General features: G+C 63.9%; 10 protein-coding genes and 1 pseudogene. 7 read left to right on the forward strand and 4 right to left on the reverse strand.

The features are described 5' to 3' along the window. The first annotated feature begins 15 nt into the window (after window positions 1-15). Window positions 16-2,340: an FdhF/YdeP family oxidoreductase gene (locus CCZ28_RS18190; RefSeq protein WP_140220269.1), complete on the forward strand. Its 2,325-nt coding sequence runs from the start codon at window positions 16-18 to the stop codon at window positions 2,338-2,340. 36 nt (window positions 2,341-2,376) lie between these two features. Beyond that, window positions 2,377-2,919 (forward strand): nucleotidyltransferase family protein, encoded by a 543-nt coding sequence (locus CCZ28_RS18195; protein ID WP_140220270.1) that lies wholly within the window; start codon window positions 2,377-2,379, stop codon window positions 2,917-2,919. Window positions 2,920-2,938: 19 nt separating this feature from the next. Here CCZ28_RS18195 and CCZ28_RS25185 read toward each other — a convergent pair whose 3' ends face one another. Both CCZ28_RS25185 and CCZ28_RS25190 read right to left on the reverse strand, forming a co-directional pair. Further along, window positions 2,939-3,814, reverse strand: coding sequence for a methyl-accepting chemotaxis protein (locus CCZ28_RS25185; protein ID WP_437179233.1), 876 nt, complete (start codon window positions 3,812-3,814; stop codon window positions 2,939-2,941). Continuing rightward, window positions 3,797-4,831 (reverse strand): annotated as a pseudogene (locus CCZ28_RS25190) (methyl-accepting chemotaxis protein); the annotation flags it as partial. The pseudogene CCZ28_RS25190 and the gene CCZ28_RS25185, both read right to left, overlap by 18 nt. A gap of 428 nt (window positions 4,832-5,259) precedes the next feature. Here CCZ28_RS25190 and CCZ28_RS18205 point away from each other — a divergent pair. The 5 genes from CCZ28_RS18205 (at window position 5,260) to CCZ28_RS18225 (ending at window position 15,254) form a co-directional block, all read left to right on the forward strand. Next, a complete protein-coding gene (locus CCZ28_RS18205) occupies window positions 5,260-6,249 on the forward strand; it encodes an LLM class oxidoreductase (protein ID WP_140220272.1) in 990 nt (329 codons plus the stop codon). 294 nt (window positions 6,250-6,543) lie between these two features. Continuing rightward, window positions 6,544-10,512: a trifunctional transcriptional regulator/proline dehydrogenase/L-glutamate gamma-semialdehyde dehydrogenase gene (gene putA, locus CCZ28_RS18210; RefSeq protein WP_140220273.1), complete on the forward strand. Its 3,969-nt coding sequence runs from the start codon at window positions 6,544-6,546 to the stop codon at window positions 10,510-10,512. 298 nt (window positions 10,513-10,810) lie between these two features. Beyond that, on the forward strand, window positions 10,811-12,556 hold the full coding sequence (locus CCZ28_RS18215; protein WP_140220274.1) for a type I secretion system permease/ATPase: 1,746 nt from the start codon (window positions 10,811-10,813) through the stop codon (window positions 12,554-12,556). Window position 12,557: 1 nt separating this feature from the next. After that, complete coding sequence (locus CCZ28_RS18220; protein WP_140220275.1) at window positions 12,558-13,883, forward strand: HlyD family type I secretion periplasmic adaptor subunit; 1,326 nt, start codon at window positions 12,558-12,560, stop codon at window positions 13,881-13,883. Window positions 13,884-13,886: 3 nt separating this feature from the next. After that, on the forward strand, window positions 13,887-15,254 hold the full coding sequence (locus CCZ28_RS18225) for a TolC family outer membrane protein (protein ID WP_140220276.1): 1,368 nt from the start codon (window positions 13,887-13,889) through the stop codon (window positions 15,252-15,254). Window positions 15,255-15,276: 22 nt separating this feature from the next. On the opposite strand, the gene CCZ28_RS18230 is transcribed toward CCZ28_RS18225, so the two are convergent. Next, window positions 15,277-16,251 (reverse strand): serine/threonine protein kinase, encoded by a 975-nt coding sequence (locus tag CCZ28_RS18230; RefSeq protein WP_140220277.1) that lies wholly within the window; start codon window positions 16,249-16,251, stop codon window positions 15,277-15,279. Window positions 16,252-16,361: 110 nt separating this feature from the next. Then, complete coding sequence (locus CCZ28_RS18235) at window positions 16,362-18,251, reverse strand: PhoX family protein (RefSeq protein WP_140220278.1); 1,890 nt, start codon at window positions 18,249-18,251, stop codon at window positions 16,362-16,364. Between the last annotated feature and the right edge of the window lie 43 nt (window positions 18,252-18,294).

Below are 18,294 nucleotides of genomic sequence, written 5' to 3' on the forward strand. Positions count from 1 at the left end.
CCCACAGGTATCGCCATGAACAAACCTCAGCAGTCCTTCAAACCCTATCAAGGCCCCGCCGCCGGCTGGGGCGCCCTGAAGAGCGTGGTGCACTTCTGGCTCGACAGCGGTAACGCCTTCAAGAATCTGCGTACGCTGCTCAAGACCAACCAGGACCACGGCTTCGACTGCCCCGGCTGTGCCTGGGGCGAGGCGCCGGAAAACGGCTTGGTGAAGTTCTGCGAGAACGGCGCCAAGGCGGTCAACTGGGAGGCCACCAAGCGCCGCGTCGATGCGGCCTTCTTCGCTCGTCACAGCGTGACCTCGCTGCTGGAGCAGAGCGATTACTGGCTGGAATACCAGGGCCGGCTCACCGAGCCGCTGCGCTACAACGCGGCCACTGATCGCTACGTGCCCATCGCTTGGGACGAAGCCTTCGCTCTCATTGCCAAGGAACTCAAGGCCCTGGCCAGCCCCGACGAGGCCGAGTTCTACACCTCCGGTCGCGCCAGCAACGAGGCGGCCTTCCTCTATCAGCTGTTCGTGCGCGCCTATGGCACCAACAACTTCCCCGATTGCTCGAACATGTGCCACGAGGCCAGTGGCGTGGGGCTGGGCCGCAGCATCGGCGTCGGCAAGGGCACCGTGACCTATCACGACCTGGACGAGGCCGACGCCATCTTCGTCATCGGCCAGAATCCCGGCACCAACCACCCGCGCATGATCGAAACCCTGCGCAACGCGGTGAAGCGGGGCGCCCAGGTGGTCTGCTTCAACCCGCTCAAGGAGCGTGGCCTGGAGCGCTTCCAGCACCCGCAAAGTCCGCTGGAGATGCTCACCAACGATTCGCGGCCGACCAATACCGCCTATTTCCGCCCGGCCCTGGGTGGCGACATGGCGGCCCTGCGCGGCATCGCCAAGTACCTGCTGCAATGGGAGCGCGAAGCGGCCGCCAAGGGCGCCAAGCGCGTCTTCGATCACGACTTCATCGCCGCCCATACCCTGGGCGTGGACGACTACCTGGCCCAGGTGGAAGCCACCTCCTGGGAGCTGATCGAGCGCCAGTCGGGGTTGTCGCTGCACGAGATCGAGCAGGCCGCGCGCATGTACGTGAAGGCCGAGAAGGTCATCATCTGCTGGGCCATGGGCGTCACCCAGCATCGCCACTCGGTGGCCACGGTGCAGGAGATCGCCAACCTGCAGCTGCTCTGCGGCAACATCGGCAAGCCCGGCGCCGGCCTCTGCCCGGTGCGCGGTCACAGCAACGTGCAGGGTGACCGCACCATGGGCATCGACGAGAAAGCCCCGGCCTGGCTCAGCGACGCCCTGGCCAAACGCTTCGCTTTCGAGCCGCCGCGCAATCGCGGCCACAACACCGTGGAGGCCATCGCCGCCATGGAGCAGGGCCAGGCCAAGGTCTTCATCGGGCTGGGTGGCAATTTCGCCCAGGCCACTCCGGACACGCCGCGCACCCACAAGGCGCTGCGCAAGTGCAACCTGACCGTGCACATCGCCACCAAGCTCAACCGCAGCCACCTGGTGACCGGTCGGCAGGCGCTGATCCTGCCCTGCCTGGGGCGTACCGAGCTGGACGTGCAGAAGGGCGGCAAGCAGGCCATCACCGTGGAAGACAGCTTCAGCATGGTGCACGCCTCGGCGGGCATCCTGAAGCCGCTGTCTTCCCAGATGAAGTCCGAGCCGGCCATCGTCGCTGGCATCGCCAAGGCCACCCTGGGCAACCATCCGGTGGACTGGGAGTGGCTGATCGAGGATTACGACCGCATTCGCGAGCTGATCGCCGACGTCATTCCTGGCTTCCAGGACTTCAACGCCCGGCTGCAGGCTCCCGGTGGCTTCTACCTGGGCAACAAGGCCGGGCGCCGGGAGTGGAACACGGCCAGCGGCAAGGCCAACTTCGCCGCCAATGCGCTGCTGCATGACCTCTTGCCGGAGGCGGTCCGTCGCCAGGGCGTCAAGCCGGACCTGATCCTGCAGACCATGAGATCCCACGACCAGTACAACACCACCGTCTACAGTCTCGATGACCGCTATCGCGGTGTGAAGGGCCAGCGCGACGTGGTCTTCGTCAACCAGGCCGATCTGGATCGGCTGGGCGTGGCCGCGGGCGAAAAGGTCGATCTGGTGGCCCTGTGGGACGACGGCATCGAGCGCCGGGTACGCGGCTTCACCGCCCTGCCGTTCGACATCCCGGTCGGCCAGGCCGCCGGCTACTATCCGGAGACCAATCCGCTGGTGCCCCTGGAGAGCTACGGCGAGGGCAGTTTCACGCCCACTTCCAAGTTCGTCGCCATCAAGGTCGAGAAGGCCAGCGCCGGCAACCGTATCGCCTCGGTCGCCTGACCGGGGTAGGCTGCCTTCTCCAAGGGGAGGGCAGCCATGCAGCGTATCGTCACCTGGCTCGGCGAGGATTCGGTCCGGTACCGGTTGCTCGCCGTGCTAGCCGAGTTCGGGCTGCCAGATGCCTGGCTGGCGGCGGGATTCGTGCGCAACCTGGTCTGGGATCGGCTGCACGGCTATGTCGAAGCGACGCCGTTGGCGGATCTGGACGTCATCTATTTCGATCCGGCCGATTGCCGGCCCGAGCGGGACAGGGATCTCGAAAGGTTGCTGGCTGAGCGGGCGCCGGGGTGGCTTTGGTCGGTACGCAATCAGGCCGCCATGCACCAACGAAACAATGACGAGCCCTATGCGAGCAGTATCGACGCCATGCGTTACTGGGTAGAGGTCGAATCGGCGCTGGCCGTCCGACTCACGGCGGCTAGACAAATCGAAGTGGTCAGCCCCTTCACCCAGAACGGGCTCTTCGCCCTGCACCTCACGCTCAATCCCTGGCGTCCGCGCCCTGAGGCTTTTCACCAACGCCTGACCAGCAAAGGCTGGCTCGAGCGTTGGCCGCGGTTACAGGTGCAAGTGCCCTGACCACGGCCGTAGGCTTGATCTAGCTGACCTTGAAGCGTCCCGCCAACTCCTGCAACTGCAGACTCAGGCGTGCCAGTTCGCCGCTGGAGCGAGCGGTTTCCTCGCTGGCGGCGGCGGTCTGGTCGGTCACCTCATGGACCTTGACCACGCTGCGGCTGATGTCTTCGCCGGCGGCGCTCTGCTGTTCCACCGCCGCGGCGATTTGCTCGTTCATCGACTCGATCTCGTTCACTGCGGTGCTGACGCTGCCGAGCACGGCGCCAGCCTGGCGGGTCAGGTCGACGCTACTGGCGGTCAGCTGGATATTGCGATCCAGGGCGGCGCTCATCTGATCGGTGCTGCCATGCAGGCTGGCGATCAGAGCAGCGATCTCGTCGGTGGAGGAGCGGGTGCGCTGCGCCAGGCTGCGCACCTCGTCGGCCACCACGGCGAAGCCACGGCCCGCCTCGCCCGCGCGCGCGGCTTCGATGGCGGCGTTGAGGGCCAACAGGTTGGTCTGTTCGGCCACCGCCTTGATCACGTCCAGCACGCCGCCGATGCGGTCGGCGTCCTGCTTGAGCGATTCCATGGTGGCCTGGGTGGTATCCACCTCCTGGGCCAGGGCTTCGATCTGGGTGATGACCTGGCCGACCGCCTGGTCGCCCTCGCGGGTCTTGAGGGTCGCTTCGCGGGCTGCTCCCGAGGCTTGGCCGGCATTGCGGGCCACCTCGCCGATGGTGGCGGTCATCTGCTGCATGGCGGTAGCGATCTGCTCGGTCTCGACCTTCTGCGCCGTGGCGCCGGCCCGGGTCTGCTCGGTAATGGCGGAGAGCTCCTCGGCCGCACTGGCCATCTGCACCACGCCGTCGCGCAGTTCGCTGATCAGGGCACGTAGATTCCCGGTCATGCGTTGCATGGTGCTCTGGAGCATGCCGAGTTCGTCTTTGCGCGTGACCGCGACATGTGCGGTCAGATCGCCGCTGGCGACCTGTTCGGCCAGGCGTATCGTCTCGCGCAGGGGCGTCACGATGGAGCGGGTGATGATCCAGGCCGTGGCCAGGCTGAGGGCGATGATGGCGAGCAGCCAACCCAGCAGCGAATACTTGGCGCTACTCATGTCGGCCTGGCGTAACTCGCTTTGGAAATTCTTGAGCTCGTTGGAGATATCCAACAGCTTTTGGATGTTCTGGTCGAGTCCCTGGCGCGTCTCGGCCACCTTCGCCTGCAGGTCGACCTGCTGCGCGAAGTAACGGGCATAGGCTTCGATCAGGTCCTGTATTGTCTGGAATTGCTCGGCGGACACGTAGGTCACCACGTCCTGTAGTTCAGTCCTGGCCTGATCGAGGCTCTGATTGACGCGCTGCTGCTGAGCGGCACTGGGAGCTGCTCTGTAGGAACGCAGTTCCAGGCGCATCTTTTGACTGGCGGCGAAGAGTTCGCTGAGTTGCTGCTGGGCTGCTACCTGTTCCGTTTCTTGCTGAGCGTGCAGCAGCGTCTTGAGGCGTTCGGTAAGGTCATCGCCGATCTTGGCTCCTCCCTCGCGACTCTTGCTCTGCTCCGCTGACAGGCTCATCCGGGTCTGCTGCAAGGCCCGATAACGCTTGAGCAGCTCTTCTGCCTGTTGAGTGAGCTGTTGATTCCGCGGGATTTTGGAGCCTGCGCCGATGCTCTGCAATTCGCCCGCGAAAAGATTGGTGACCTTCAGCCATTGACTTGCCTGCTCCGGCGTATCGTCAAGAGAGAAGGCCTGGCCTTGGATACGCATGTCCCGACTGTAGAAGCCCAACTGATCGATGGACTCGATACGGGCGCTGCGTCGATTCAGGGACTCGATGCCACCCCAGCCGCTATAGGCGACCAAGAGTGTCGGAATGATGAGCAGGGTGAAGCCAATGAATAGCTTCGAGCGAACACTGATGTTTTTCAATTGCATGACAACGCCTTTGCCGCGATACCGCAGTCGATGAACAACCTAATTAGTAAGGTGATGAATAAATAGGAGCCTTACCAATGATGTCAATGATTTTTATTTGACGTTGGTTATTAGGTTGATTTTAAAGTTTGACGTACGGATGGTGGAGAGTAGGATTTTCTAGTCTAATTAGATAAATACAGCTGGTTGCCGGGGTCGAATTTTAATTTCTGTCTTAGTATTGCTCTGTATAGTAATACTATAATGATAAAATAAATTAGCCTCGCTTGAGTTCAGATGCGCGGCGATTGTAGATTGGTTGGATCTTCAGTTCCTTTGCCGTGCTGAAGGTGCTGAAGGTGCTGAGCGGCGGTGGGCTGGTCGAACCCTGCGGATTCATTAGACTCCATAGGGAACGTTGCACCCCCTTATCGCTGGCAAGGAATCCAATGTCCCCTTCGGACCGTCGCCTCGCCGTCGCCCGCCATCCGGGCTTCTCCCGCCTGTTCGCACCGGGTCGGCTGACCCTGGGCTTCCTCCTGCCGCTGGAGGGCTATCCCGACGATCCGATGCCGACCTTGCGCGACCACGCCCGGCTGGCGCAGCTGGCGGATCGGCTCGGCTTCGCCGCGCTCTGGGCGCGCGACGTTCCCTTCTACGATCCAGGCTTCAACGATGCCGGGCAGGTGTTCGATCCCTTCACCTATCTCGGTTATCTCGCGGCCATTACCCAGGACATCACCCTGGCCACCGGCAGCGCCGTCATCACCCTGCGTCATCCGTTGCACCTGGCCAAGATGGCGGCCTCGGTCGACCAGCTCAGTGACGGGCGTCTGGTGCTGGGTGTGGCGTCTGGCGATCGGCCGGTGGAATATCCGGCCTTCGGCCTGGAAAGCGAGTTCGAGCGGCGTGGCGAGCGCTTTCGCGACGCCTTCGAGATGTTTCGCCTGGCGGGCGAGACCCATTTCCCGCTGGGTGAATTCCGCCGCTTCGGCGATTTGCAGGGGGTGGCCGATCTGGTGCCCAAGCCGGTGCACGGCCGCATCCCGGCTCTGGTGACCGGGCGCAGCCGGCAGACGGTGGACTGGATCGCCGCCAAGGCCGATGGCTGGTTCTACTATTTCGTACCTGCCGAACACGTACCGGCGTTGACGCGGGTCTGGCGCGAAGCGCTCGACGAGATCGGGGGGCGCGAACTGTTCAAGCCCTTCGCCCAGGGGTTGTTCTTCGAGCTGGCCAGCGATCCGGCCCAGCCACCGCGGCCGATCCATGCCGGTCTCTCCTGCGGTCGCCGGGCGCTGGTGGACTATCTCGGTCAGTTGCAGGAGGCGGGGGTCAATCACCTGGCCCTCAACCTGAGGCCGTCACGCCGGCCGGTCAGCGAGATCGTCCAGGAGCTGGGCGAATTCGTCCTGCCGCATTTCCCTTCGCTGGGGTAGCTGGATCACGGAGCCTGGGAGTCAGGTCGCCGTCACTCGGTGTGAAGCCAGGTAACACTTGCCTGGCTAACAATCTTTCGCCGTCGCCATCCTTCCGTTCGGGTCGCTCCTGCTGGAGGTTGGACCTCGTCGCAACCCTGGCCTGATCTCTGCATAGTTTTGCGATCTGTTACTCCATCCTTGGTGCAACCGGATCGGCGGTAGAGTGCTGTGGGTTGCACTTGGTTGCACTTTTCTTTCGGGCAGCGCTAAGCTGCGCCGAATTTCGACGCCTTCTTGCTTGAGGACCTGCGCATGGCCACCACTACCACCCTGGGCGTAAAGCTCGACGAAGCCACTCGCGATCGCCTCAAGGAAGCGGCTCGTCGTATCGACCGGACGCCCCACTGGCTGATCAAGCAGGCCATCTTCACCTACCTGGAAACCCTGGAAAGCGGCGCGACCCTGGCCGATCTGCAGGGCATCGCCCAGCGCCTGGCCGAGGGTGACAACGAAGCCGTCGAGGCGCTGGCCGATCCGGTCTACCAGCCGTTCCTGGAATTCGCTGAGAGCATCCTGCCGCAGTCGGTGCTGCGCTCGGCCATCACCGCGGCCTATCGCCGTCCGGAAGAAGAGCTGCTGCCGCTGCTGCTGGAGCAGGCGCGTCTACCCGCCGCCCAAGCCAAGGCCACCCATGAGCTGGCCCATCGCATCGCCGAGAAGCTGCGTAATGCCAAGGGTGCAACCGGGCGCTCCGGAATGGTGCAGAGCCTGCTCCGGGAATTCTCCCTGTCGTCCCAGGAGGGCGTCGCCCTGATGTGCCTGGCCGAGGCCCTGTTGCGCATCCCGGACAAGGGCACCCGCGATGCCCTGATCCGCGACAAGATCAGCACCGGCAACTGGCAGCCGCACCTGGGCAACAGCCCCTCGCTGTTCGTCAACGCCGCCACCTGGGGCCTGCTGCTGACCGGCCGCCTGGTGTCGACCCACAACGAGGCCGGCCTCACCAGTTCGCTCAACCGCCTCATCGGCAAGAGCGGCGAGCCGGTGATCCGCAAGGGCGTGGACATGGCCATGCGCCTGATGGGCGAGCAGTTCGTCACCGGCGAGACCATCGCTGAGGCCCTGGCCAACGCCAGCAAGTTCGAGGCGAAGGGCTTCCGCTACAGCTACGACATGCTCGGCGAGGCGGCCCTCACCGAAGCCGACGCCCGCCGCTATCTGGCCTCCTACGAGCAGGCCATCCATTCCATCGGCAAGGCCTCCCATGGCCGTGGCATCTACGAAGGCCCGGGTATCTCCATCAAGCTCTCGGCCTTGCATCCGCGCTATAGCCGCGCCCAGTACGACCGGGTGATGAGCGAGTTGTACCCGCGCCTGCTGGAGTTGACCCTGCTGGCCAAGCGTTACGACATCGGCCTGAACATCGACGCCGAGGAAGCTGATCGCCTGGAAATCTCCCTGGATCTGCTGGAGCGGCTGTCCTTCGAGCCGCAACTGGCCGGCTGGAACGGCATCGGCTTCGTCATCCAGGCCTACCAGAAACGCTGCCCGCTGGTGATCGACTACCTGATCGACCTGGCCAAGCGCAGCCGGCGCCGCCTGATGATCCGCCTGGTCAAGGGCGCCTACTGGGACAGCGAGATCAAACGCGCCCAGGTGGAGGGCCTGGAGGGCTATCCGGTCTACACCCGCAAGGTCTACACCGACGTGGCCTACCTCGCCTGCGCGCGCAAGCTGCTGGCGGCGCCGGAATCCATCTATCCGCAATTCGCCACCCACAACGCCCACACCCTGGCGGCCATCTACCAGCTCGGCGGGCAGAACTACTACCCCGGCCAATACGAGTTCCAGTGCCTGCACGGCATGGGCGAGCCGCTGTACGAGCAGGTGGTGGGTAGCGTCAAGGATGGCAAGCTGGCGCGGCCGTGCCGCATCTATGCCCCGGTGGGCACCCACGAGACGCTGCTGGCCTACCTGGTCCGCCGGCTGCTGGAAAACGGCGCCAACACCTCCTTCGTCAACCGCATCGCCGACCATTCCATCTCGCTGGATGAGCTGGTGGCCGATCCAGTGGTGCAGATCGAGCAGCAGTCCGCCAGCGAAGGCGCCATCGGCCTGCCGCATCCGCGCATTCCCCATCCGAGCGCCCTGTACGGCGCCGAGCGCCGTAATTCCAGCGGCCTGGACCTGTCCAGCGAGCACCGCCTGGGCTCGCTGTCGGCGGCCCTGTTGGCCAGCGGCAGCACCGCCTGGGAAGCCCGTCCGCTGCTGGGCCGTGCCAGTGAGCCGGCGATTCCCCAGCCGGTGCTCAATCCGGCGGATCGCCGCGACCGCGTCGGCCAGGTGAGCAACGCCACCCGCGCCGATGTCGACATCGCCCTGGAAGAAGCCCTGGCCGCCGCGCCGATCTGGCAATCCACCCCGCCCGCGCAGCGCGCCGCCGCCCTGGATCGTGCCGCTGAATTGATGGAGGCGCAGCTTCAGCCGCTGATGGGCCTGTTGGTGCGCGAAGCTGGCAAGACCTACGCCAACGCCATCGCCGAGGTGCGCGAGGCGGTGGACTTCCTGCGCTACTACGCCGCCCTGGTGCGTCGCGACTTCGCCAACGACAGCCACCGCCCGCTGGGGCCGGTGGTCTGCATCAGCCCCTGGAACTTCCCCCTGGCCATCTTCAGCGGCCAGATCGCCGCGGCCCTGGCCGCCGGCAACACCGTGCTGGCCAAGCCGGCCGAGCAGACTCCGCTGATCGCCGCCCAGGCCGTACGTCTGCTGCTGGAAGCCGGTATTCCCGAAGGCGTGCTGCAACTGCTGCCGGGCGAGGGTTCCACCATAGGCGCCGCCCTGGTCAACGACGTGCGGGTCAAGGGCGTGATGTTCACCGGCTCTACCGAGGTGGCCCAGATCCTGGCGCGCAACATCGCCGGCCGCCTGGACGCCCAGGGCCGGCCGATCCCGCTGATCGCCGAGACCGGCGGCCAGAACGCCATGATCGTCGACTCCTCGGCGCTGGCCGAGCAGGTGGTCACCGATGTGGTCGCCTCCGCCTTCGACAGCGCCGGCCAGCGCTGCTCGGCCCTGCGCGTGCTCTGCGTACAGGAAGACGTGGCCGACCGGGTGCTGGAGATGCTCAAGGGCGCCATGGCCGAGTGCCGGCTGGGCAACCCGGAGAACCTGGCCATCGACATCGGCCCGGTGATCGACGGCGAGGCCAAGGCCACCATCGACAAGCACATCCAGACCCTGAAGGGCAAAGGCCGGCGCGTGCACCAGGGCGGTCGCGTGGAAGGCGATGCCATCCACCGCGGCACCTTCGTCATGCCCACCCTGATCGAGCTGGAGAGCCTGGCCGAGCTGGGTCGCGAGGTCTTCGGTCCGGTGCTGCACGTGGTGCGCTACGCCCGCAAGGACCTGGACAAGGTCATCGACCAGATCAACGCCACCGGCTACGGCCTGACCTTCGGCGTCCATACCCGCATCGACGAGACCATCGCCAAGGTGGTGGAGCGCGCCCATGCCGGCAACCTCTACGTCAACCGCAACATGGTCGGCGCCGTGGTCGGGGTGCAACCCTTCGGCGGCGAAGGCCTCTCGGGCACCGGTCCCAAGGCGGGTGGTCCGCTGTACCTCTATCGCCTGCTCAGCACCCGGCCCGATGGCGACCCCGCCGTGGCCCTGGCCAAGGGCAGCGCCGGCGAGACCGAATGGCAGGTGCGTGACGCCCTGCGCCAGCAGGCTGGCAATCCGCTGGGCGCCCTGCAGGACTGGGCTAAGCAGCAAGGCCTGGGCGAGCTGGAGCAGGCCTGCCTGAGCTTCGCCGAGGAATCCCTGAGCGGCCTGACCCGCCTGCTGCCCGGCCCGACCGGCGAGCGCAACAGCTACAGCCTGCTGCCGCGCAGCCGGGTGCTGTGCTTGGCGGCGGACGAAAGCGATCTGCTGCTGCAACTGGCGGCAGTCATGGCGGTGGGCAGTACCGCCCTGGTCGAGGAGGGCCACAAGGCCACCCTCAATCGCCTGCCGCAAGCGGTACGGGCACGGGTGCAGAGCACAGCCGACTGGCGCAAGGACGAGGTCGCTTTCGAAGCCGTCCTGCACCACGGCGATTCCGACCAGCTGCGCCAGGTCTGCCAACAGGTGGCCAAACGCAACGGCCCCATCGTCGGCGTCCAGGGCCTGGCCCGCGGCGAGACCGCCATCCCGCTGGAGCGCCTGCTCATCGAGCGCGCGCTGAGCGTGAATACCGCGGCAGCGGGAGGCAACGCGAGCCTGATGACCATCGGGTGAGGAATCGCTAGGTCGCTCTGTTGGGCTTCGCCGAGGGAGCTGTCTTAGCCCAACCTACGGGGTATGTAGGTTGGGCTGAGCAGCGCGAAGCCCAACATCAGGGCGTTGGGTGCCAAAGATGCAGCCTTCCAGGCTCTCCCGTGATAGTGAGCCCTTCGCTCCTTCTCGTTGCTGCTGCACAGGGCCTCATTCTGTAGCGGACTTCTCGTATTGATCGCTTCGGTAGCTGGCCATATCCAGTGCCATGCTAGAGTTCCGTATCTTCTGCTCCGTGCTTCGGTTTCCAGCTGGTACCTGCATGCCCTACAACGATAAGACGGATCTCGAGCAGGTACTGGCCGCGTGCAAGGGCAGCTTTCTGTCGGTCGGCTTCTTCAGTCTGTTCATCAACCTGCTGCTGCTGGTGCCTGCGTTCTACATGCTGCAGGTGTATGACCGGGTACTCTCCAGCTACAGCATCACTACGCTGATCATGTTGACGCTGATCATGCTGCTGTTGATGTCGACCTACGGCGCCCTGGAGTGGGTCCGCTCCCGTATTCTGATCCGAGTATCCACCCGGCTCGACCTGTTGCTGAATCGCCGTTTCTACGAAGCGAGTTACCAGCAGGCCCTGTACAGCGGCGGCGTGCTAGCGTCGGCTCAAGCGCTCAGTGACCTGACTGGCCTACGTCAGTTTCTTACTGGTCCAGGCTTGTTCGCCTTCTTTGACGTGCCTTGGCTACCGCTTTACATCGCAGTGATGTTCTTCTTTCATCCGCTGTTCGGCGCCCTCACCATCATGGGTGCCTTGCTGCTGATCGGCTTGGCTTACGCCAACGAACGGCTGACCAGCAGGCCTCTGGCCGAGGCCAACCAGGAGCATGGCCGAGCGACGCAGTTCACTAGCAAGAATCTGCGAAACGCCGAGGTCGTGACGGCCATGGGCATGCTGCCCAGTCTGTTCGAGCGTTGGCGTCAGCGTAACAATCGTGTACTGGCGCTGCAGGCCAAGGCGAGCGAGCGGGGCGGTGTCTTGAGTACCCTTTCCAAGACTATGCGCATGATCCTGCAATCGCTGATCCTAGGGTTGGGCGCCTGGCTGGTCATCGATCACCAGATCACTCCAGGTTTGATGACCGCGGGCTCTTTGTTGCTGGGACGTGCTCTGGCGCCGATAGATCTTATGATCGGCAGCTGGAAAGGTTTCGTTATGGCACGGGGCCAGTACGACCGCCTTAATACCTTGTTGCGCCAAATACCGGCCGAACCGCAGCGAATGCCCTTACCCAAGCCCAAAGGTAACTTGGCCGTAGAACAGATTTTCCTGACACCACCCGGGGCCAATCAACCTGTGCTCAAGGGGCTGACCTTTACCGTGGCTGCTGGGGCGTCGGTGGGTATCCTCGGCGCCAGTGCTGCCGGCAAGTCGACCCTGGCCAGAGCATTGCTGGGTATCTGGCTACCTCAGACCGGCAAGATCCGGCTCGATGGGGCCGACATCGCCCAGTGGCCGCGGAATGAACTAGGGCCTCATCTTGGCTATCTACCCCAAGACATCGAACTCTTCGAGGGTAGCATCAGCGACAACATCGCCCGTTTCGGTCCTGTCGACCCCGAGGCGGTGGTCGAAGCGGCCGAGCTCGCGGGTGTTCACGAGATGATCCTGCGACTACCCCAGGGGTACGATACGCTCATCGGTGCTCAAGGCGGGGTCCTGTCCGGTGGACAGCGGCAACGGATTGGCTTGGCTCGTGCGGTATACGGCAAGCCAAGGCTGGTGGTGTTGGACGAACCCAACTCCAACCTGGACGAACACGGCGAGCGAGCCCTGGGGGTAGCTTTGACCCGGCTTAAACAAAGCGGAACAACGTTGCTAGTCGTGACGCATCGGGTCAGCGCCCTGGCCTACGTCGATCATCTCCTGGTGCTCAACGAAGGTCAGATCGTGCTCTCGGGGCAACGTGACCAGGTGCTGGCGCGGCTGCAGGGCCGTGTCGAGTCTTCCACGGAGTCTGGCGGACTGCCGGACGGTGGTGCGCTCGAGGCGGGTCGGGAGGCATGAGATGTTGAGGCATCCTGCCCTTATCGAAGCTGAAGCCCAGGGACTCAAGGTGTCCGACCGCTCTATCCGTTGGCTCGGCTTTGCCATTCTCCTTGTAGTATTTGGCCTTGGGGGGCTATGGGCGGCCTTCGCGCCGCTGAGCAGCGCCGTGCTTGCGCAGGGCTCGGTGATCGTCAAGAGCTCGCGCAAGACCGTACAACATCTGGAGGGCGGCATCCTGCGGGAGTTGCGCGTCAATGATGGTGACCGGGTGCGTGCTGGAGAGGTGCTCATGCGTCTCGATGATACCCAGGCCAGATCTCAGCTTGAGACAACGCGCAGCCAGCTTATTGCTGCCCAGGCCCTCGAAGCCCGGCTGATTGCCGAACGTGACGATCAGAAGGACATTGTCTTCGACGCTAGCGACTCCGGAGTCGACGACAAGCGTGTTCGCGAGGCGCGAAGCAGCGAGCGCCAGGTTTTCGAAGCTCGGCGTGCGGCAAGGCTGGGCGAGATCGAGGTGTTGCGGAGTCGCGGTGTCGAGCTGGAACAGCAGATCCGGGGACTCGAGGCGAACAGCCAGAGCAAGCTTAGCCTGGCGAGGTCCTACGATAGCGAAATCAAGGATCTGAGCGAACTGCTGAGGCAGGGTTTCGTCAGCAACGAGCGCCTGCGTGATCAGGAACGCAGTCTGTCCCGGCTGCAGGCGGAGATCGCAGATCAGCGATCAGCTATCGCCCGAGCTAAGGTGCAGCGTGGGGAGGCCCAACTGCAGATGCTCCAGATCACGCAGAAGTTCAAGTCCGAGGTCGCCAATCAACTGGCTGACATCCAATCCCGTATCTATGAGCTGCGTGAGCAACTGCGGACATTGCAGGATACCTTGGACCGTACCGAGATCAGGGCGCCCGTGGATGGCATGGTAATGGGGCTTACCGTCCATACCCTTGGCGGGGTAGTCGCCCCCGGTAGCCATCTGCTGGACATCGTCCCAGGCGCCGCGGACCTGTTGATAGAGGTGGAAGTCCAGCCGAACGATATTGATCGTATTGCCTTGGGTAAACCTGCTGAAGTTCGCTTCAGTGCTTTCAAGAGCGCAACCACGCCTATCCTGGAGGGGGAACTCGTCTATGTCTCCGCCGACCGCTTTACCAACGAGAAGACAGGCGCACCCTATTATCTGGCGCGAGTGGCCCTGACTGAACGAGGCCGCCAGGAGTTGGGTCGACGCGAATTGCTGCCTGGCATGCCGGCCGAGGTTCTCATCGCCACGGGTGACCGTACCTTGCTCAACTACCTCCTCAAGCCTGCTCGCAACGCCATGGCGCGTTCGATGATCGAGGAGTAAGGCATGCTCCAGCGATGGGTGTTGTTGGTCATCCTGATGTATGCGGGACGTTCAGCTATTTCAGCCACAGCGATAGACAGTTCCAACGCACTGGATATCTGGCAGCTCTATCAGGGCGTCATGGCGTCTGATCCGCGTATCCTGGGTGCGGATGCGCAAATCCAGGCAGGTGCTGGTCAGGAGCGTAGCGCTCTGGGCCAATTACTGCCCCAGCTCAGGGGCGGCGCTTCCACCAGCCGCATCAAACGCTCCGAGGGAACCCAAACGCTGTTCTACGATGGGCAGACCTATAACTTGAGCCTGACCCAGGCGCTTTACAACCCTGAAGCTTGGCGTAGCTTCAAGAAGTATGCAGAGCTCACCCAGCAGTATCGTTCTCAAGCGGAGGATGCGCGCATACAGTCAGCTGTTGATCTGGCCCAACGCTACTTTGCGGTTTTGGCCGCGGAAGATGAACTGCAGCTGGCAAAAGCCGAACGTGATGCGACACGCCGTAACCTGGATCGTGTCTCGGCGCTGTTTGAACGTCATTTGGCGACCATCACCGACAAGCTGCAGCTCGCCGCCCGCGTCGATAGTCTGGAGACGGCTGAGATCGAATCCAGAAACCAGATTCAGGTGGCGCGTGAAGCGCTTGCCGAGTTGCTTGGGCGCGAGGTCTACCAGCCTCTCAAAAGGATTGATGAGCGGACGCTGTTCACCGCTTTGCCAGGCTCGGAAATGGATTGGGTGAGCGCTGCGATCGCCCATAATCCTGCCTTGAAAGCTCGGCAGAGTGCGCTGAACTCCGCCGAGCAAGCGATCGATGAAGCCAAGGCGGGTCATTTACCCACCTTGAGCCTCGCATTCGGCGCCCAGCGTAGCGACTTCGCCTACGAGAACGTCATAGCACCTGACAAAGTGGATACTTTATCCGCCAGTGTTAACTTGCAGGTTCCGCTCTACAGTGGTGGCTCGGTCAGTGCCCGTACCCGTGGCCTTTACGGTTCGCGAGAGGTTGCTGAACAGGACTACGAGGCGCTACGTCGCCAAGTGGTCAAGGAAACCAAGACCGCCTATCTCAAGAGCTATGGCAACCTGCGCAAGATTGCCTCAGCGCGCAAAGCGTTGGAGTCGGCCGCCAAATCGAGGGAGGCCACCGAGATGTCCTTCGCCTATGGAACCGTCACGGCGGTCGACGTGCTTGACGCTGTACGCCAGGAATACCTCAGTAGGCGCGATTACCTCCAAGCGCAGTACGACTTCATTACCAACCAGCTCGTGTTATTGAGATGGAGTGGAGACTTTTCCACAGCCGACATTCAACGAGTCAATAGTTGGCTGGTTGCTCCTTCTGTAGCGAGCAACGGTGCGGACAAGAAAGGCCACTGACCTAAGCCACTAAGTCCATAACCTAGAACAACCTGAGCGGCGCCTCGTCCAGTGCGGCGCGCTGCTCGCGCAGGGTGAGGATCTGGTCGCCCCAATAGCGTTCGCTGCCGAACCAGGGAAAGCTCTTGGGAAAGGCCGGGTCGTCCCAGCGGCGTGCCAGCCAGGCGCTGTAGTGCATCAGGCGCAGGGTGCGCAGGCCCTCGATCAGCGCCAGCTCGCGCGGCTGGAAGTCGTGGAATTCTTCGTAGCCATCCACCAGTTCGGACAGTTGCGTCAGCCGCTCCTGGCGATCGCCGGCCAGGAGCATCCACAGATCCTGCATGGCCGGGCCATGACGGCAGTCGTCGAGGTCGACGATGTGGTAGGCGTCGTCCCGGCAGAGCAGGTTGCCGGGGTGGCAGTCGCCGTGCAGGCGGATAAGGTCGTAGCTGACGCCATCGAAGAGTTCGTCGAGCCGCAGCAGTAGGTCGCGCGCCACCGATTCATAGGCGGGCAGCAGGCTCTTGGGAATGAAATCGCCAGTCAGCAGCGTATCCAGGGAGGCATGGCCGTAGCCCTGCACATCCAGCGTTTCGCGGTGCTGGAAGGGGCGGCTGGCGCCTACGGCATGCAGGCGACCGAGCAACTGGCCCAGGCGGTGCAACTGGTTGAGATCGCCCGGCTCCGGCGCGCGGCCGCCGCGGCGGGGGAAGAGCGCGAAGCGAAAGCCGGCGTGGTTGAACAGCGTCTGGCCATCGCGCCGCAACGGGGCGACCACCGGTACCTCGTGCTCTTCGAGTTCAGCGGAAAAGGCATGCTCCTCGAGAATGGCCGCGTCGCTCCAGCGATCCGGGCGATAGAACTTGGCGATCAGCGGGGTCTCGCCCTCGATGCCGATCTGGTAGACGCGGTTTTCATAGCTGTTGAGCGCCAAGACCCGGGCATCGCTGAGATAGCCCAGGCTTTCGATGGCGTCGATGACGAGGTCGGGACTCAGATTTTCGAATGGATGAGACATGGCGCGCTCCTCGGTCACGGGGGACGATGGCGATTGCCACCCTACATCCGGGAGATGCTAGCGCATGCCCGAACCCCATGGCGAAGGCTCGGGCACTATCTGCCCGCCGGTCAGGCGCCGATCACTCCGCCGTCTTCGCGGGTGATGACCATCACCGACGAGCGTGGCTGGCCGTTCGGCTGTTGTTCCGGGAACTGGGAACCGCCTTCCTCCCCCGGATGCTGGATGCCGACGAACATCGTCTTGTAGTCCGGCGAGAAGGCCAAGCCGGTCACCTCGCATCCCACCGGGCCGACCAGGAAACGGCGCATCTCGCCGTTGCGCGGATCGGCGCAGAGCATCTGGTTGTTGCCCATGCCTTCGTAGTCGCCCTTGTTGCTGTACTTGCCGTCGGTGAGTACCCACAGCCGGCCAGCGGCGTCGAAGCCCAGGCCATCGGGGCTGTTGAACATGTTCTCGGCATTGATCTGCTGGGAGCCGGCTTCCGGCTTGCCCGGATGTACCTTGGGGTTGCCAGCGATGACGAACAGATCCCAGTCGAAGGCCTGGGAAGCGGCATCGTCGCCGTCTTCACGCCAGCGCACGATCTGGCCATAGAGGTTGTTGGCGCGGGGGTTGGGGCCACCCACCGGCATGCCGTCCTCGCCGCGCTTGGTGTTGTTGGTCAGGGTGCAGTAGACCTGACCGTCCTTGGGGCTGACGGCGATCCACTCGGGCCGGTCCATGCGCGTGGCGCCGACCTGGCTGCCGGCCTGGCGGGCATGGATGAGCACCTCGGCTTGGCTGGCGAAGCCATTGGCGGCGGTCAGGCCGTTCTCGCCATGCACCAGCGGCAACCATTGGCCGCGGCCCTTGGGGCGGTTCGGGTCGTGGTCGCCCTCGTCGAAGCGAGCGACATAGAGGGTGCCGTGGTCGAGCAGGTTGCGATCGGCCTTGGGATCGTTCTGGAGGCGATCGCGGCTGACGAACTTGTAGATGAACTCGCCACGCTCGTCGTCGCCCATGTAGACCACCACGCGACCGTCGCGGGTGCGGGTGACCGCGGCGTTCTCGTGCTTGAAGCGCCCCAGCGCGGTGCGCTTGACCGGCTTGCCTTGGGGATCGAAGGGGTCGATCTCGGTGATCCAGCCGTGGCGATTGAGTTCGTTGGGATTCTGCGCCAGATCGAAGCGATCGTCGTGCAGGTGCCAGTCGTTCTCCACGCTGGCGTGCTTGACGCTGTAACGCTTCTGGGCGGGATCGAACTTCAGGTTGGCGTCGCGGCTGCCGAAAACGTCGGTGAAGTTCTCTTCGCAGGTCAGGTAGGTGTGCCAGGGCGTGGCGCCGCTGGAGCAATTCTGGAAGGTGCCCAGCACCTCGCGCCCGTCCGGGTCGGCGGCGGTCTTGAGCAGCGCATGGCCGGCGGCCGGGCCGCTGAAGGCGATGGGCGTGTTGCCGTGGATGCGTCTGTTGTAGGGCGAGCCCTGGACGAAATGCCACTGGCCGTCCTTACGACGCACCTCGATCACCGAGACGCCCTCGGCGGCCTGGGCCTTGCGGGTATCTTCCAGCGATTTGGGCGGCGTGCCGTGGCTGAGCAGATAGCGATAGTTGGTGTATTCGTTGTTGATCGCCATCAGCGCCCGATCTGGATCGTCCGGGAAGGGGAAGAAGGCCATGCCGTCGTTGTTGTCGCCGAACTGCACGGCCTGGTCGGCAGCGCTGGGGCTGCCGTCGGGACGGAAGGCCGGGCCATCGGTGTGCAGTGGCTGGCCCCAACTGATGAGCACGCTGGCGCGATAGCCGGGCGGTACCACCAGGGTGTCGGCGGTGGAAGCCGGGATGTTGGCGAAGCCGATCAGCGGATCGCCATTGGCTGCACTCACCGCGTCGGCGAGGGCGCTACGGCCGAGCAGGCCGCCACCCAGGAACAGGGCGGCGCCGGCCAGGGCCCCGGCACCGATGAAGCGGCGGCGACTGAGATGGACGAGGCGTTCGAGATCGGTCTGTTCGTTGTGCATGCTTAAGGCTTCCTTACGGTGTGCACGCGAGGCTAGTCAGACT

Origin of the sequence: Pseudomonas oryzihabitans, from assembly GCF_006384975.1 — a bacterium.
GTDB lineage: Bacteria > Pseudomonadota > Gammaproteobacteria > Pseudomonadales > Pseudomonadaceae > Chryseomonas > Chryseomonas psychrotolerans_B.

Excerpts from the sequence above, each read along its gene's own strand:
- CCZ28_RS25185 (WP_437179233.1), bottom strand. The coding sequence starts at position 3,814 with ATGCAACGCATGACCGGGAATCTACGTGCCCTGATCAGCGAACTGCGC.
- putA (WP_140220273.1), top strand. The coding sequence starts at position 6,544 with ATGGCCACCACTACCACCCTGGGCGTAAAGCTCGACGAAGCCACTCGC.
- CCZ28_RS18220 (WP_140220275.1), top strand. The coding sequence starts at position 12,558 with ATGTTGAGGCATCCTGCCCTTATCGAAGCTGAAGCCCAGGGACTCAAG.
- CCZ28_RS18190 (WP_140220269.1), top strand. The coding sequence starts at position 16 with ATGAACAAACCTCAGCAGTCCTTCAAACCCTATCAAGGCCCCGCCGCC.
- CCZ28_RS18235 (WP_140220278.1), bottom strand. The coding sequence starts at position 18,251 with ATGCACAACGAACAGACCGATCTCGAACGCCTCGTCCATCTCAGTCGC.
- CCZ28_RS18215 (WP_140220274.1), top strand. The coding sequence starts at position 10,811 with ATGCCCTACAACGATAAGACGGATCTCGAGCAGGTACTGGCCGCGTGC.
- CCZ28_RS18195 (WP_140220270.1), top strand. The coding sequence starts at position 2,377 with ATGCAGCGTATCGTCACCTGGCTCGGCGAGGATTCGGTCCGGTACCGG.
- CCZ28_RS18205 (WP_140220272.1), top strand. The coding sequence starts at position 5,260 with ATGTCCCCTTCGGACCGTCGCCTCGCCGTCGCCCGCCATCCGGGCTTC.
- CCZ28_RS18230 (WP_140220277.1), bottom strand. The coding sequence starts at position 16,251 with ATGTCTCATCCATTCGAAAATCTGAGTCCCGACCTCGTCATCGACGCC.
- CCZ28_RS18225 (WP_140220276.1), top strand. The coding sequence starts at position 13,887 with ATGCTCCAGCGATGGGTGTTGTTGGTCATCCTGATGTATGCGGGACGT.